At 62.8% G+C, this 16,640-nt stretch carries 12 protein-coding genes; 2 read left to right on the top strand and 10 right to left on the bottom strand.

Annotated elements, in window-relative coordinates:
* Positions 1 to 139 precede the first annotated feature (139 nt).
* Genes F7P65_RS17710 through F7P65_RS17685 form a run of 6 tightly spaced genes read right to left on the bottom strand, consistent with a single transcriptional unit; the run spans position 140 to position 7,328 of the window.
* A complete protein-coding gene (locus tag F7P65_RS17710) occupies positions 140 to 976 on the bottom strand; it encodes a sugar phosphate isomerase/epimerase family protein (RefSeq protein ID WP_150294062.1) in 837 nt (278 codons plus the stop codon).
* Positions 973 to 2,013 carry an alpha/beta fold hydrolase gene (locus F7P65_RS17705; protein ID WP_240334366.1) on the bottom strand — a complete coding sequence of 347 codons (1,041 nt, stop codon included), beginning with the start codon at positions 2,011 to 2,013 and terminating at the stop codon, positions 973 to 975. Before F7P65_RS17705 ends, F7P65_RS17710 begins: the two co-directional genes overlap by 4 nt.
* Positions 2,010 to 3,062: a phosphotransferase family protein gene (locus tag F7P65_RS17700; RefSeq protein WP_205452149.1), complete on the bottom strand. Its 1,053-nt coding sequence runs from the start codon at positions 3,060 to 3,062 to the stop codon at positions 2,010 to 2,012. Before F7P65_RS17700 ends, F7P65_RS17705 begins: the two co-directional genes overlap by 4 nt.
* A complete protein-coding gene (locus tag F7P65_RS17695; protein ID WP_150294056.1) occupies positions 3,055 to 4,257 on the bottom strand; it encodes an acyl-CoA dehydrogenase family protein in 1,203 nt (400 codons plus the stop codon). The genes F7P65_RS17700 and F7P65_RS17695 overlap by 8 nt, the downstream gene beginning before the upstream one ends.
* Complete coding sequence (locus tag F7P65_RS17690) at positions 4,254 to 6,338, bottom strand: 3-hydroxyacyl-CoA dehydrogenase NAD-binding domain-containing protein (RefSeq protein ID WP_150294053.1); 2,085 nt, start codon at positions 6,336 to 6,338, stop codon at positions 4,254 to 4,256. The genes F7P65_RS17695 and F7P65_RS17690 overlap by 4 nt, the downstream gene beginning before the upstream one ends.
* A 12-nt stretch (positions 6,339 to 6,350) precedes the next feature.
* Positions 6,351 to 7,328, bottom strand: a complete 978-nt coding sequence (locus F7P65_RS17685; protein ID WP_240334377.1) for an NADPH:quinone oxidoreductase family protein — start codon at positions 7,326 to 7,328, stop codon at positions 6,351 to 6,353.
* 318 nt (positions 7,329 to 7,646) lie between these two features.
* Between F7P65_RS17685 and F7P65_RS17680 the strand changes: the two genes are divergently transcribed.
* Entirely contained in the window at positions 7,647 to 9,917 is a 2,271-nt protein-coding gene (locus F7P65_RS17680; RefSeq protein WP_240334365.1) for a TonB-dependent receptor, read from the top strand.
* A gap of 62 nt (positions 9,918 to 9,979) precedes the next feature.
* On the opposite strand, the gene F7P65_RS17675 is transcribed toward F7P65_RS17680, so the two are convergent.
* Positions 9,980 to 10,852 carry a helix-turn-helix transcriptional regulator gene (locus F7P65_RS17675; protein ID WP_162854698.1) on the bottom strand — a complete coding sequence of 291 codons (873 nt, stop codon included), beginning with the start codon at positions 10,850 to 10,852 and terminating at the stop codon, positions 9,980 to 9,982.
* Positions 10,853 to 11,008: 156 nt separating this feature from the next.
* Here F7P65_RS17675 and F7P65_RS17670 point away from each other — a divergent pair, with 156 nt between their 5' ends.
* Positions 11,009 to 12,235, top strand: coding sequence for a TetR/AcrR family transcriptional regulator (locus F7P65_RS17670; RefSeq protein ID WP_150294046.1), 1,227 nt, complete (start codon positions 11,009 to 11,011; stop codon positions 12,233 to 12,235).
* Here F7P65_RS17670 and F7P65_RS17665 read toward each other — a convergent pair.
* The 3 genes from F7P65_RS17665 to F7P65_RS17655 form a co-directional block, all read right to left on the bottom strand.
* Positions 12,188 to 13,417: an MFS transporter gene (locus F7P65_RS17665; protein WP_150294044.1), complete on the bottom strand. Its 1,230-nt coding sequence runs from the start codon at positions 13,415 to 13,417 to the stop codon at positions 12,188 to 12,190. The two genes, F7P65_RS17670 and F7P65_RS17665, sit on opposite strands and share 48 nt — an antisense overlap.
* 17 nt (positions 13,418 to 13,434) lie before the next feature.
* Complete coding sequence (locus tag F7P65_RS17660) at positions 13,435 to 14,307, bottom strand: TauD/TfdA dioxygenase family protein (protein WP_150294042.1); 873 nt, start codon at positions 14,305 to 14,307, stop codon at positions 13,435 to 13,437.
* Positions 14,308 to 14,566: 259 nt separating this feature from the next.
* Positions 14,567 to 16,090 carry a helix-turn-helix domain-containing protein gene (locus F7P65_RS17655; protein ID WP_150294040.1) on the bottom strand — a complete coding sequence of 508 codons (1,524 nt, stop codon included), beginning with the start codon at positions 16,088 to 16,090 and terminating at the stop codon, positions 14,567 to 14,569.
* Between the last annotated feature and the right edge of the window lie 550 nt (positions 16,091 to 16,640).

Here is a 16,640-nt window from a genome sequence, read left to right as displayed (position 1 = left end):
AACAGGGATTTACGCCGAATATCCTCCTTAGCTGCCCACCGGATTAGCGGTTTGCGTATTATTATTTTTTTTCAATTACGTGGATCGGGTATCATAGCTGAATATGATTGCCAACCGGCTTTGTTGCATTCTCGATGCGTCAGCTGCCGGTCATGCCCGCAAGACGTGAAAGCATTCGCTTTTCACCTTCCGCCGTCTGGTCCACCGGCTCAAATTCCAGTTCGACGAGTCCCGCATAGCCCTCCGCCGCGATCTGACGCAGGATCGCCGCGCAGTCCAGTTGTCCCAGGCCCGGATCGACGCGTCCCGGGATGTCCGCCAGCTGAATGAGGCCGATCGCGTCGCGAGACGCCGTCAGAGCAGTAGGAACATCATGGCCCATCATGGCGACATGGCCGATGTCGAACAGCAGCCGCACCGACGGCATGGCGACGGCGCGCACCATGTCCAGCCCGTCCTCCAACCTGTGGAGGAGAAGCCCGGGGATGCGGCTCTCGGCAATCGGTTCGACCAGCAGCACCAGCCCAGAGCGCGCGGCCGCTTCGGCATGGCGCTTCAAATTCTCGGTCATTGCCGCCAGTTGCGCGCTCCGAGGTCGAGCGGCATCGAAGCCGGCGACGCACACCGCGCCCGTCCCGCCGAAACGCGCCGCCAAGTCGCAGCTTGACGCGACGCTCGCCTCCACCGCATCGCGCCCGGCCTCATCCTCCGCGCTCCACAGCGGCAGGTTCCAGTGCATCGGATCGCCGCCGAAACTCGACAGGGCCAGGCCGCGCCGCGCCATATGCTCCGCCATCGCCGCCTGTTCCGATGGCGGCCGCAGCTTCAGGAACAAGTCTTGCACGCCCGCGAAACCATGGTCCGCCAGCGCATCGATCTGGTCGAGCGGATCGACCGACCGCCCGATATGCGCAAGCAGCGGCCGGTCCGGGGCGCTGAGGCCCAGATGCCCGGCGAGGCGCAGCCTGTCCTTCACCCCCGCATCTCCGCCAGAAAATCGAGCACGGCCATATTGAAGGCTTCGGGCGTTTCCTGCTGCACGAAATGGCCCGCGCCGGGCACGGCGACGATCTTCCTGAGGCCCGGAACGCGTGTCTTCAACCGTTCTTCCCAATCGGGGAAGAAGACGAAAGACGGGTCGTTTGCGCCATAGAGGAACAGGGTGGGCGTCTCGACATCGCAATCGGCCCATTGCTTGCCGATACGCCAATTGGCGTCGGCGGTGCGGTAGCTGTTGAGGCCGCCGATGAAGCGCAGCATCGGATCGGCATGGTCGTAGCCCGCCACGAAGCGGTCGAACTCCGCCTCACTCAGCCAGGTCCAGGGCAAGGACGGCGCGGACGGCAGGACATCGAGATAGCCGCTCCCCTCCGAAGGCACGGTCTTCCAGCGCCAGAGATCGCCTTCCGCCGACAGTTCATGGAACAGCCGGGCCAGAAATTCCGGCGCTCGATCGGCCAGTTCGCGCTCTGCGGGGCCGACATGCTGGAAATAATGGAGATGAACGAAATGCTCGCGCGCCATGACCGCGAACCGTTCGGTCGGCAGATGATCGGGGGATGCCGAATCGGGCTGAACAGGCGCATCGGCGGGCAAGCGCGGCGCGCTGCCCAGCATCGCGCGCCCGGCCATGTCATAATCATAGGGAATGGTGGCGATCAGCGCGGACACACGCTCGGGCGCGCGCACCGCCAGATTCCAGGCATATTGCGCGCCGAAATCCTGACCGATGACCACCGCCCGATCAGCGCCATAATGGTCGAGCACGGCCAGCAGATAATCATTCATCCGGTCGGCGGTATAGGCGGCCGGGTCGGACGGGCGGTCGCTGCCGCCATAGCCCAAACTGTCGATCGCGACGGCGCGATACCCTGCGACAGCGAGCGGTGCCATCTGGTGCCGCCACGACCAGGCAAGGCCGGGGAAGCCATGGATCATCAGGACGACCGGCCCCTCCCCCTGCTCCACCGCGCGCAGGCGATAGCCGCCGACGTCGATCATCTGTTCCTTCACAGCCGTGCATCCTCCTCTCCGCAGGCGATGCGCCATGCAAGCCCCGCAATCTCGCCCGCCCGCGCGCCATGGATCGCCGCCGCCTCGCTCGACGCGTTGCCGTCGATGGCGCGGCGATAAACGCCCTGCCGGATGCCCGCATTGCGGAACATCGCGAAGACCAGCGCATAGCGCCAATGGGCGGGATCGATTTCACCAACGCCGCTGCGCTCGCCATAGCGGCGCACATAATCCGCCTCCGCCGGAATGCCGAGCGCGGGCAGGTCGGCGTCGGACAGGCCGCGATAGCCCTCCTTGGGCACGCGCCACGCCATGACATGCTGGGCAAGGTCGGCCAGCGGGTGGCCGAGCGTCGACAATTCCCAGTCCAGCACGGCGACGATCCGGGGTTCGTCGGCCGCGAAGATCATATTGTCGTTGCGATAATCGCCATGGACGATGCGGCTCGCCTCCAGCCCCGGATCATTGGCGGGCAGCCACGAGATCAGCCTTTCCATCGCCTCGATGGGCTGCGTTTCCGTGGCGCGATACTGTTTGGTCCAGCGCGCCGTCTGCCGGGCGAAATAATTGCCCGGACGTCCATAGTCGAACAGGCCCACATCGGCCGGATCGATGGCATGGAGCGCGGCGAGCACCCGGTTCATCTCGTCATAGACGGCGCCGCGTTCCGCCGCCGTCAGTTCGGGCAGGCGCGCGTCCCAGAAATTGCGCCCCTGCGCATAGTCCATCACGAAGAAGGGCGTGCCGACGATGCCGCTATCCTCGCACAACGCCAGCGGACGGGCCACCGGCACCGCCGTGTCCTTGAGCGCGTCGGTCACGCGATATTCGCGCTCGACCGCATGGGCGGAGGGCAGCAGCACCCCGTCGGGCTTGCGGCGCAGCACGAAGCGGGGTGAGCCGTCGACCGACAGCAGATAGGTCGGATTGGACTGCCCGCCCGCGAATTTTTCCGCCGCGATCGCGCCGTCCGCGCCCGGCACATGGTCCCGCAACCATGGCGCCAAGCGCGCCAGGTCGAGTGCATGGACATCCCGTGCCTCAGCCATATTTCGCCAGTTCCAGGCGGCCGAGCTGGTGCCGGTGCACCTCGTCCGGCCCATCGGCGAAGCGGATCTTGCGGGCATGGGCATAATAGTTCGCCAGGAAGAAATCCTGGCTGATGCCCGCCGCGCCATGCGCCTGCATCGCCCAGTCGATCACCTGGCAGGCCATGTTGGGGGCCGCGACCTTGATCATCGCGATCTCCGCCTTCGCCACCTTGTTGCCGACCGTGTCCATGCGATGCGCGGCGTGCAGCGTCAGCAGCCGCGCCTGATCGATCATGATGCGGCTGTTGGCGATGCGTTCGATGATGACGCCCTGCTCAGCGAGCGGCTTGCCGAAGGCGACGCGCGACTTGACCCGGCGGCACATCGCCTCCAGCGCGCGTTCGGCCATGCCGATCATGCGCATGCAGTGATGGATGCGCCCCGGCCCTAGTCGCGCTTGCGCGATCTCGAACCCGCGCCCTTCGCCCAACAGCATGTTAGACGCGGGAACGCGCACATTTTCGAACAATATTTCCATATGGCCGTGCGGCGCGTCGTCATAGCCAAGGACGGTCATCGGCCGCAGCACGGTGATGCCCGGCGTGTCGCGCGGCACCAGGATCATCGACTGCTGCTGATGCTTGGGCGCGGTCGGGTCGGTCTTGCCCATGAAGATCATGAGCGCGCAATCCGCCTCGCCCATGCCCGAAATCCACCATTTCCGGCCGTTGATGACATAGTCGTCGCCATCCCGGACGATCGAGCTTTCGATGTTCGTCGCGTCGGAGGATGCGACCGCCGGTTCGGTCATGGCGAAGGCCGACCGCATCTCGCCCGCCAGCAGGGGCTTGAGCCAGCGTTCCTTATGCTCCTGCGTCCCGAAGCGTTCCAGCGTCTCCATATTGCCGGTGTCGGGCGCAGCGCAGTTGAACACGGCGGGGCACCAGTGCACCCGGCCCATCTCCTCGCAGAGCGGCGCATATTCCAGGTTGCTGAGGCCCGCGCCATGGGTGCTGTCGGGCAGGAACAGGTTCCACAGGCCCGCCGCCTTCGCCAGCGGTTTGAGTTCATCAATCAGCGTGACATGCGCCCAGCGGTCGCCGGTCGCCACTTCCTCATAATAACGCTTCTCATTGGGATAGATGTGCTGATCCATGAAGGCGCGCAGCCGCGCCAGCAGATCGGCGGTCTTCGCATTGGGTTCATAGCTCATGCGTAAAATCCCCTGCCCTCGGCCGCATATTGGACCAGCAGCGGCGCGGGCGTCCAATAGGCGTCGCCCTGTTCGGCGCGAAACCGCTCGATGGTCGCCAGCACCTTGTCGAGGCCGATCTGGTCGGCCCAGAACATCGGTCCGCCGGTATAGCTGGGCCAGCCCAGCCCGTTGACCATCGCCACGTCGATCTCCTGCGGACGCGGGGCGATGCCTTCGCTCAACAGCTTCGCGCCCTCATTGACCATGGCGTAGAGCAGCCGCTGTTGGATCTCCTCCTTGCCGATCTCGCGCAGCGTCAGGCCATGGCGCTCGGCATGGGCGGCGATCATCGCGTCGGTCTGCGGATTGGGGCTGGCCTTGCGGTTTTCATCATAGCTGTACCAGCCCGACCCGCTCTTCTGCCCCAGCCGCCCTTCGCCGACCATCTGCTCGACGAAATCGGCGCGCAGTTCCCGCTCCGTCGCGGTGGCGGCCCGCGCCTTGCGCGCGGCGGCCTGCACGTCCAGACCCGCCAGATCGCCCAGCGCGAACGGTCCCATCGGGAAACCGTAGGACAGCAGAACCTTGTCCACGACGGCGGGACTGGCGCCCTCTTCCACCAGGAAGAAGGCTTCGCGCGAACGCTTCGACAGCATCCGGTTGACGATGAAGCCGTCGCACACGCCCGACAGCACTGGCAGCTTGGCGATGCGTTTGCCCAGCGCCATGATCGTCGCCACGACTTCCGGGTCGGTCTTCGCGGCGCGGACATTTTCCAGAAGGCGCATGACATGGGCGGGATTGAAGAAATGCATCCCGCACACATCCTCCGGCCGTCCCGACGCGTCCGCCAGCGTATCGATGTTCAGGAAGCTGGTGTTCGACGCCAATATCGTGCCCGGCCGCGTCACCTGCCCCAGCGTCGCGAACACCGCCTTCTTGACGTCCAGATTTTCCGTCACCGCCTCTATGACGAGGTTGGCGGCAGTGAGGTCGCGGGGATCGGTGCTGATGGTGATCAGCGCCAGCCGCTTGTCCATAGCCTCCTGCGTCATGCTGCCCTTGGCGACCGAGGAGGACCACATTTTGGTGATCGCCTTCATCGCCGCATCGACATGGCCCTGATCGAGACCGACCGCGATCACAGGCACGCCAGCGCTGACCATCGCCATGACGATGCCGCGTCCCATCGCGCCGAGGCCGATGACGCCCACCCGGTCGACCGGGCGCGTGGCGGTGTCGGCCGGAAGGCCAGGGATGCGCGCCACTTCCCGTTCGGCGGCGAACATATGGCGCAGCGCCTTGGACTGCGGCCCGGCGATGCTCTCCCGGCACAGGGCCAGTTCCTGCACCAGCGCGGCGTCGAAATCCATTTCGTAGCCGAGGCGGATCGCATCCAAAATCTTCAGCGGCGCGGTCTGCCCGCGCATCTTGCGCGACAGCGTCTTGCGCGCCTCCTCGAACAGCGCGGGGTCATCGGCGGGCATCGGCAGCGACCCGGCGCTGCGCGGTCCCTGGCCCTGCGCCACCAGCTTCTCCGCATAGGCGAGCGCGGCGGCGGCAAGGTCGCCTTCCTCCGCAATGGCGTCGATCAGGCCGCTGGCGCGCGCCTTGGCGGCATTGATCTGGCCGCCCTCGGTCGTCAGCTTGATGGTCGTTTCCAGCCCTGCGAGCCGCGCCGTGCGCTGCGTGCCCCCCGCGCCGGGCACGACGCCCAGCTTGACCTCCGGGAAACCGAAGCGGGTATCGGGCAGGGCGATGCGATAATGGGCCGCCAGCGCCACCTCGAACCCGCCACCCAGCACCGTGCCATGGAGGGCCGCGACGATCGGCTTGGCCGCGCGGTCCATCATCTCCAGCAGCGTGGGCAGATGCGGCTCCGCGATCGGCTTGCCGAATTCCTTGATGTCGGCCCCGGCGATGAAGGTCTTGCCCGCGCAACGGATGACCAGCGCCCGGATCGCCGGATCGGCCTCCGCCTTGCGGATCGCTTCGGCCAGGCCCTGCCGCACGCTGGCGGAGGTTGTGTTGACCGGCGGATTGTCGACGACCGCTTCGGCGATGGCGCCGTGGACGTGAAAACTGACTGTATCGGACATTTTATTTCCTGTTCAGGATGCGCTGTGACGGGTCAGGAGCACCTTGCCCTTCACCTTGCGTTTTTCGAGATGCTGGAGCGCCGCCACTGCGTCGGACAGGTCGAAGCGGGCGTCGATCACGGGCCTGAGCGCGCCCTGCGCCAGCCAGTCGAGGATTTGCCGCATATTGGCGCCCTGGTTGACCGGATCGGCGCGCACCATATTGCCCCAGAGCACGCCGACCGCCGCCGCGCTCTTGAGCAGCAGCAGATTGGCGGGGATGGCCGGTATCTCGCCCCCCGCAAAGCCGATGACCAGATGCCGGCCGCCCCAGGCGAGCGAGCGGACGCCCACGATGCTGGTCGCGCCGCCGACCGGGTCATAGACGACATCCACGCCCTTGCCGCCGGTCAGTTCCTTGATCCGTTCGCGCAGATCCTCCTGCGCATAGTCGATGAGGTCGTCAGCCCCCTGCGCCTTGGCGAGCGCCAGCTTTTCCGGGCCGGACGCCGCGGCGATGACGCGCGCGCCCAAATGCTTGCCCAGTTCCACGGCGGTCAGCCCCACGCCCCCGCCCGCGCCCAGCACCAGCAGCGTCTCGCCCGGCTTCAGCGCGCCACGGTCCTTCAGCGCGTGATAGGATGTGCCATAGGTGATCGCGATTCCCGACGCGACCTCCAGATCGACGCCTTCGGGCACAGTCCAGACCTGCGTCGCGGGTGCCTTCACCTGCTCGGCAAAAGCGCCGCTGCCGGTAAAGGCAATGACCCGGTCCCCGATCGCGAAGCCCTCCACGCCTTCCCCGATGGCGGCGATATATCCTGCGGCCTCGCTGCCGGGAACGAAGGGAAGCGGCGGCTTCGTCTGATATTTGCCCTGGACGATCAGCACGTCGGGATAGTTGACGCCCGCTGCGACGACGTCGATCACCACTTCGCCGGGGCCGGCTGCGGGAACCGGGAAATCGCCGTGCGTCAGGCTTTCGACGGGCGCGAACGCGGCGCATATCATGGCCTTCACATCACTCTCCTCTAGCGCGACAAGGGAGGTCGCCACCCCTGATTAGACGTTGGACGATAAGGCCGCCATTTCGAATTTCCAACAGACAACATCAGAAAAACTGACGCATTCCTGCGATGGAACGCTGATAAATATCAATATTTGCGTATCCATGACCGAAATCGCCTCTGCCGTTTCCGGATTGGCAACCCAAAACCGGGTTCACGCGGCCAGCATTGCGTTATATTGGGAAAAGCAGGGAGCGTCACCATCGGGATGCCGGCGCGCTTCCTGCGAAACATGCGGAAACCAAAAAGGGGGAGGAAATCCGTGTCTCATCTATCATTGGCCGTCACGTCGCTTGCCGTTCTCGCGGCGCCCCACATCGTGCAGGCGCAGACCCCGACACAAGCCATGCCGACCGCCCGCTCCGACGATAGCGAGATCATCGTAACCGCCAGACGGCGCGAGGAACGATTGCAGGACGTGCCCATCGCGGTCAGCGCGGTCGACGCCTCTTCGCTGAACAGCCGGGGCCTGGACAATGTAACGCAGGTCAGCCAGATCGCTCCCAATATCCAGTTCACGCCGGGACAGGGCGGCAATAGCGGCGGCATCGCGCCGTTCATTCGCGGCGTGGGCGAAAACGACTTCATCATTACGTCGGACCCCGCCGTCGGCGTCTATATCGACGGCGTCTATGTTGCGCGCACCTTCGGCGCCACGACCGAATTGCTGGGCATCGACCGGATCGAGGTGTTGCGCGGGCCGCAGGGCACATTGTTCGGCAAGAACACGGTGGGCGGCGCGATCAACATCGTGTCCGCGATCCCCGGCCAGGATCAGAAGATCGAAGCCGACCTGCGCTATGGCTCGTTCAATACGGTGCGCGGCCGCGTTTATGCGGAAACGCCGCTATCGGACCGCTGGTCACTGGGCGTCGCGGCGCTCGGCGAGTTTGGCGAGGGGTGGCAGAAGATCCCCTCGGGCGACAATCTGGGCAATCGCAATGTCGTCGCGGGCAAGATGGCGCTGCATTATAAGGGCGAGGTGCTGGATGCCATATTCCAGGCCGACGGGCTTCACCGGCGCCAGCACAGCGCGCCGCACAGCATGATTGCGTTCACGCCGACCTTCTTCTCGACGCTGCAATCGACCTTCCTCGCGCCGTGCTGCACGGTGCCCGGCGACATCGACCGCACCGACAGCTCGCCGGAACTCAACAAGGACCAGACCGACGCCTTCAACACGTCGCTGACGCTGAGCACCGATCTGGGCGGCGCCACGCTGAAGTCGATCACCGCCTATCGTTATGTCGACGCGCTGTTCGGGCGTGACGGTGACGCGTCGGCGGCGATCAACTATGCCGGCGACATCCATGACGAAAAGGCGCGGCAGATCAGCCAGGAGCTGCAACTGGCGCTCGACCTGGGCGGGCGCGGCACGCTGCTGCTCGGCGCCTTCGCCTATCGCGAGAAGACGCGCGACAATACCCGGCTGATTGTAGCGGACGGCCTTTATCCGGCGCTGGTCGCGGCGGGACTGGACCCTTTCCCCCTCGGTCCCGACCTTGCCATCCCGGCCTCATCGCTCGACTTCAACATCGATTTCCGCAACCGCCAGCGCACCGACAATCTGGCATTGTTCGCCAACGGCAATTACGAACTTGTGGACGGCCTGTCGCTGGAGCTCGGCGCGCGCTACACGTGGGAAAAGAAGAAGTTTTCCCAATCCGCCATGCGCATCTATTCCGGCGAGCCGCTGCTGGCCGGGACGCCCAGCTATACATTGGAAAAAAGCTGGGACGCCTTCACCCCGCGCGCCTCGCTGTCCTACAAGGTGCGGCCCAATCTGATGACCTACGCATCCTTCTCAAAGGGTTTCCGGTCCGGCGGATTCAACGGTCGCCCGACGTCGGTGGAGGAAATCGGTTCCTATGATCCTGAACATCTGACCGCCTATGAAGCAGGAATCAAGGCGGGGTTCGGACGGATCGCGACGATCAATCTGGCCGTCTTCCGCAATGAATATCGGGATCAGCAGATCCTTGTCTCGACGGTCAGCCCATCGACCGGCATCATCGTCGTGCGGAACGAGAATGCCGGACGGTCGCGAATCCAGGGCATTGAACTGGAAGGCAATTTCCGGGTGACGCCGCGCTTCACGTTGACCAGCGCGCTCGGCCTGCTCGACGCCAAATATCTGAACTATGTTTCCGTCATCAACGGCGTGCCAACGGATGTCAGCAATCGCAAGCTGAAGCAGGCGCCGGACATCACCGCCAACGCCAGCGCGGTCTATCAGGCGCCGCTCAGCGACGCGGTGGAGGGCGTTCTTCGCCTCGACGTCGCCTATAAGAGCGAAGTCTTCGTCGATGCGGAAAACACGCCCCTGCTGCGCCAGCCCGACCACGCCATTCTCAACGCCAGCGCGGAACTGCGCTTTGCGGATAGCGGCCTGTCAGTGCGGGCCGGCGTCGACAACATCACCAACCGCCGGATTATCACCGCGGGCTATGACGCGTCGACCAGCTTCGGCTTCACCGAGGCCTATTATTCGCCGCCGCGCCGCTACAGCATCACGCTGGCCTATCGTCGCTAGAGCATCTTGCGAAAAATTGGGCGAGCCGGAGGCAGGGGACTCCGGCTCAGGCCTTGCGGTTTTCAGCGCAAGCTCTGCCGGAACTGGCTGGGGGTATAGCCAGTGGCGCGGCGGAAGGCGGCGCTGAAGGCGCTGGCCGTTGCAAAGCCCAGCGTTTCCGCGATCTGTCCCATCGGCAGCTTGTCCAGACGGATCATGTCCTGCGCCCGTTCCAGCCGGATGGCGGCGGCATGATCGGCCAGCGACCGGCCCGTCGTCGCGGCGAAGGAGCGCGACAGATGCGAACGGCTGATGCCGCACAGTTCCGCCAGTTCTTCCGTCGTCGGCCATGCTCCGTCGCTGTTGCGGAGCACATCCTCGACCCGGGCGATCTGCCAGGGCGCGAGGCTGGCCTGGCCGCGCGATCGCAGCAAGGGGGAACGGAACATCCGCCCGATTTCGACCAGCAACAGGCGCACCAGCGCCTCGACCGCCATATCCGATCCGAAATCGCGCGTCACCATTTCATGGCGCAGCTTTTCGGCCAGACTCATGATCGGCGCGGAACTCAACGCAGCGCATTGGCCGAGCAAGCGCGAATCCCAATCGGATATCCCCGTGACTTCCGCGAACAGGACAGGATCGAAACGGCACCTCAAAATGTCGAGTACCCCGCCATCGCCACGTGAGTGCATCGCGATGCCCGCCGGACGCAACATCAGGCGGCCCACGCGATGGCGGCGGCGTTCGCCACTGTCGAACATGATCTCCCCTTCCGTTCCCTCGGCCCGGGGCATGGTGATCGACAGGATGGGCGCGTCATCCAGTTCCCACATCTCATTGGGTCGCGGCAGGTCATAGCGGCGCAATTCGATCCATGCCGCCGCACTGTCCATCGCGGCGAGAACCGTCCAGGGACGGGTTACGCAATCTGGCGTATCGCGAAGATCGATCATCACATTTTGCGTCACGGGCCAAGGATAACCCCACACCATCGGTGGAACAAGGCCCGACCCGAAGTCGCTGTCGCTTGCGGATTATCCTGAAACACAAAATCAGTTCCTATTTCCATGCGCAGTCCTCTAGAGCCTTCCAAAGCTTAGGGAACGAACATGCCCACCAAAATTCCGGGTCAGGACATCCAGCGCAGCATCGTTGAAAGCGCCATGCGCATTGCCCTGCATGAAGGCGCGGGAAGCGTTACCCTGCGTGCGGTTGCTCAAGAGGTCGGCATCGTGCCGTCAGCGGTGATCTATCATTTCAAATCGCTGGCCGGCCTGTTGTCCGCCATTTACGCACTGATCGATGAGTCCCTGATGGAATGGCGTGCGGGACGGTTAAGCAGCCTTGACGACCCCTTGGCGCATCTCATGCCTGCCCAGGCGCATATTGCCGCCACCATCAGCCATCTGGTGCGCCACATGAGTCGGCACGCCCTGCTGTTGCAGGAATTGAACCGGATGGCCGTGCGGGGCGACATCGATCTGGGCGATCGGATGCAACGGAACGATGAGGCCGACAGGCATTTCTGGCGGACCCTTTTCGCCGCCCTGTCCATGCCCGCCGACGATGCCGAAGTCTGGACCGCGGTGGCGCAGGGCCTGTTGCCGCTGATCATGCTCGACACCGACGATGCGCGGCGCGATGCGCTTATCTCCGCCGTGATCTGGCGTACGCAGGATCGCATCGCCCGCCGGCCGACGCCGTTGGTACCGGCAAAGCACGACCTGCCACTTTCGCCTCATTCCCCGGCGATGCCCAAGGGCAAGGAACAGATCATCCAGGCAGCGACCAGGATTATCGGCGCACAGGGACTGGAGCGCCTGACCCATCGGAGGATCGCGGCGGAAGCGGGACTATCGCTGGCCTCCACAACGTATTTCTATGCGACCAAGAACGACATCGTCGTCGACGCCTTCCGCGCGATTCAACGTCAGGCGGTGCAGGCAGTGGTCAACGAACGCACGCCCCAGGCGGAATTTGTTTCCACCATCGTCCTGACCGAGGAAGAGGAAGAAAGATGGGAGATGGGGGCGATGGTCGCGCTGAACAATGCGGCGATACGGTCCGGCGAACTGCCTGAACTGGCTCTGACGCTACGGCAGTTGCGCGGGGTCGATGGCCTTCGCTGGTTACAGGCGCGCGGCTATCGCCAAGCCGATCAGTTGGACGGCATCGTCTGGTCTTCGGCGACATCCTCGCTCGCCGTAAGGGCGCTGATCCAACCCAAGGGCCATCGCCGGGATTTCCTGGACAGGCAATCCGCACGCATTTTCGACGAGCTGTTCGGCCTAGACGATTTCTCGCCGCCTTTGCACCGGCAGGATGAAGAGGCCTGACATCACCACCAGCACCAGAAAAACGCCAAATGCCGGAATATAGCTTCCGACACTGTCATATACATGGCCCACATAGCGCAGACCGCCGATGGTGAACGGCATCTGAAGCGGGGTCATCATGCCCATGATGATCCCGAACGCGGCTATGCCATACCGATTTGCGATCAACGCGGCCCACAAAGGCATTGTGCCGCCAAATCCCAAACCGACGATCACGGATGCTCCCAGCAACATCGGATAGGATGGATGCAGCATCAGCACGACCAGGAAGGCGGCATTGAGCGACGCCACGAACAGGAACAGCCAGCGCGGATCGATCCTGTCCGACAAGCTTCCGATCGCCAGTTTCCCGGCAATGGCGAAACCCGAGATGAGCGACACGATAAGGGTAGAGGCCTGCAAGGAAAATCCCCGGTCGGTACCATAGGAAATCAGCGAGGCGAGCAGTGCCTGATCGACGCACATCATCAGGCCGATCGCAAGCGCTATCAGCCAGAAATCCTTGGTCGCCATGGCTTTGCCGATGGTCCATTCGCTGACGCCGTTCCTGCCGGCACCCTGCCCGTTTGCGCTCTTCGGGACCCGCACAAGCCAGCCGAGGCCACAACCGACCAGCAGCACGACGAGGCCCATGACCGCGACAGCCGCTCGCCATCCGTCATGTTCGACCACCCATGCCATGGCCGGCAGGACCAGCAGTCCGCCGACCGAGGAAGAAACCGACACGATCCCGAGCGCCCGGCCGCGCGCCATGCCGAAGGAGCGCGCCGTCAGGGTAGAGCCGGGCAGGGGCCCGAGCGCTGCTCCGCCGGACGCAATGAGCAGGAAAGAGGCGGCGATCATCACCGGGAGCGAAGGCGCCATCGCAACGATGAAGCAGCCCAATGAAAAGAGCAGCGCCCCGCCCGTGATGACCAGTTGCCCCGGCAATCTGTCCAGAGCGCGACCGACGAGCGGCGAGAACAGCCCCATGCCGACGATCAGCACCATCAGCCCGATGTTCATGTCGGCGCGCGACAGCCCATATTCCGCCGCCATCGGCTTGGCCAGCAGGCCGAAACCATAGGCTATGCCGCCCACGACCAGCATCTGGACCAGGAATAGAACGCCAAGCATCAGCCAGGCGGACAGTGAGTCCGTGGCAATAGCGATCTCTTCCTGCGCCGGATTGATTGCCGTCATCGTTCCGACCCTTTCTTTCAGTGGCGCGCTGGGGCTCCGAAGGGCTTATCCCCCACCACGGTCACACGTTCAAGGTGACGGAAGCCCTGATAGTCGGCAACGCCATAATGTTGGGTGGACCGATTATCCCAGAAAGCGATGGAGCCGGGCTGCCAGCGGAATCGAACCTGATATTCGGGCCGTTTCACTTCATCGTAGAGACGGGCGAGCAGCGCCCTGCTCTCTTCTTCCGCCATTCCGGCGATATGCGTGGTGAAGCCGCTGTTCACGAAAAGCATCTTTTCCCCGGTTTCCGGGTGGATGCGGACGACAGGATGAAGCTGCGGCGGATAACGTTCCAGAAATGCTGCCTGTTTTTCCGGGGTATTCAGATGCCGCTCGAAGGATACAAGCCCGTTATGGAATGCTTCCAGCCCTTCGATCCGGGCCTTGAGTTCTTCGTCCAGCCCCTCATAGACAGCCACCATGTTGCACCACAGAGTGTCCCCGCCCAGCGGTGGAATGGCATAGCCCAGCAGGATGGACGCAGCCGACGGCCGTTCCCGGAAGGTCGTATCGGTGTGCCAATAATCCGCCGCTGGCGCCAGCATGCCCTCCCGCGCTTCACCCTCGGATTTCAGGACCAGCATTTCGGGATGATCGGGATGCGCTGAAAGGGGATGGACTTCAAGCTCGCCGAAACGCTGACCGAAGGCGACATGCTGCGCGCGCGAGAGATTCTGGTCGCGAAAGAAAATGACCTTGTACCGCAGCAGCGCGGCATGGATGAGTCGGCGCTCCTCCTCACTGGCATTACCGACATCCACGCCAGAAATTTCGGCGCCGATCAGCGGCTGTATCGGCGTGATGCCGACATGGGGAAGTGAAGGAATTTCTGGAAGACCGGTCATTTTTGCTTCTCTCCTGAACTGCTTTTGAATCGGTCGTGTTAACCCAATTCCAGCAGCGCTTCGCCGTTCGCTTCGTACTGACTTATAGTACAGTTATCATGAAGCGCGACAGGCAATGCTCCTATAACTGTTTGTTCTTTATTTTTGCCAAAATAGCAAATCCCCGGCCTTCGTCAACGACAAAACTGAACCATGGTACAGTTCCAATTTTCACCTCAACCGCCTTCTGCGAGCCATGGAAAGATCGGCATGATCGGGCTTATGGCTGGTCATGCATGGGCAGCATCGCGACGCTGATCAGGACGGTCCTGATCAGATCCGACTGACGGTTGACTCCCATTTTTGCAAAGATGGAACGGACATGGGATCTGATCGTGTTCGTGCTGATCGAACTGGCCTGCGCGGTTTCAGCAATCGAATTCCCGTTGGAAAGGGACAGGGCCACCTTCGCTTCGGCAGGAGTCAAGTCAAACAGCTGGATCAGCGCTTCTATCACGGGAACACGGGGCTGCGCCGGGTCGACCAGATGGATAAGCGCGGTTTGCCGCATCGTCATCTGCCCGCCGGAAGAGCCGGAGCGGACAAGCAGGCTGATGCTTTCACGCCCCGAGGGGCGGTCGATCATCATGGTTCGCGCAGATCCTCGCGCCGCAGGCTCAAAAGCGCCTTCCGCGTTTTTCCGGATCAGATCGTGAAGCTGCTTGGATTTTCTCGGGTCATCCAGGACCAGCGCGCCCCTCGACAAGGACAGGCCGTCCCGTTGCTCCAATATCGATAGCGCCGGCGGATTAGCCTCCAGCACCTGGCCGTCGGAATCGACCAGGATGCGGCCCACGGACATGCCCGACACCGTGGCCGACAGGGCGTCCCTTTCCGCCTGCATATCGACACGCATCACGAAGATATTCAGCGCCGCGCGCAGATATGGGACAAGCGCCTGGCAAAGCGCGCGTTCCCTTGGACCGAAATCTTCATCCTGCTCCAACCGGACCATGCGAAATTTTCCGGAAATTCCGCGCACCGTGCCAACGTCGATGCCCAGAATATAGCCGACACCATATTGGCTGAGATATTCCTTATAATAATCCTCTTCACGCATTTCTTCGACAGATAATAAGTCGCTAGCCGTAACCACTACGCCTTCTGGAATAGAGCAAAGAAATTCCTTGGCATAATATGTATTGATATAATCGTCCGTACCCGGAAGCGGCAAACCGTCCGACAAAAGCAGACTCGGCTTCAGCTTATTTTTTGAAAAAGTCAGCAGGCCGCAATATATGGATTTCGTTGCTTGTTGAAATTTCTTGAGAAATCGGACTAGCGGAGTTTCATCCGCCAGGCTTTCGAACAATTCCAACACCAGGGAATCCAGGTCCGGATCCACCCGATCAGGGGCCGGAGCCGATTTCATTTGACGTATGATGCGGGAAACAGAGCTTTGGCTGATGCCGCAGCGCCGAGCTATCTCGCGCGTATCGAGGCCGGCGGCATGAAGGTCGATAATGGTCGAACGCGCAGCATCGCCGATCTGACGGGGCGCGCCGATCCGATGCGCGTCCGCCAAACCGTCCAGTCCGCGTTCCGAAAACTGCTTCTGCCAGTGACGGACCGTTGCCGCCGACACGCCATGCCGCTGCGCGATGTCCGCAGCCGACACGCCCGGAACGCTCGACGCCAATATGATCTTCGAACGCTGGACCAGCGACCGCGGGGATTGAGGAGAATTGGCAATTTCCTGGAGATGCCCTCTTGCGCTGTCATCGATCTTCAAACCCGCAGCCATGCCGACCAAGCCTCCGTCTGAGCGCGAATTTACGCTTTCAAGAATCCAGCTATTTATAACTCAGATGAAACGCAATGCGCGGATCAATCGCCTGATTCGTGCCATACCGGCATCATTATTACGCTTTTCCGAGAAAATTCTCCCCCATTCACAAAATTTTGCGTAATCATTATGGAGGATGCACGGCGCGGACACGACCCGTAACATCCACCGCCACATAAGCACTCGATCGACTCAACAGAATAAAATTGATCGAGCCCGGACCATGGAAGGAGGGGATGGATGAAGCGGATAATGCCCTTGCTCATGGCGACGGCAGTGATTCAGGCGCCGGTGCTTGCGCAAACGACGCAGGCTACCACGCCGACCCAGGTAGCGGACGGCACGGAACTGGCCGATCTCGGTTCGGTCGTACAGAATATGCAGGTCGCGCCTCATCCGCTTGCTGGGCGCCCGCATCGGCGTGACCAACGTGGCGGGATTTGGGTGAGCCCCGCAGCACGGGCCTCGATATCAGCATGAAATTTTAAGGAAAGAATTGAGATGGAAC

It is taken from the genome of Sphingobium estronivorans, assembly GCF_008692605.1.
In the GTDB taxonomy this organism is placed as follows: domain Bacteria; phylum Pseudomonadota; class Alphaproteobacteria; order Sphingomonadales; family Sphingomonadaceae; genus Sphingobium; species Sphingobium estronivorans.
Note: the sequence above shows the minus strand (reverse complement) of the source record. Positions and strands in the feature narration are given on the sequence as shown.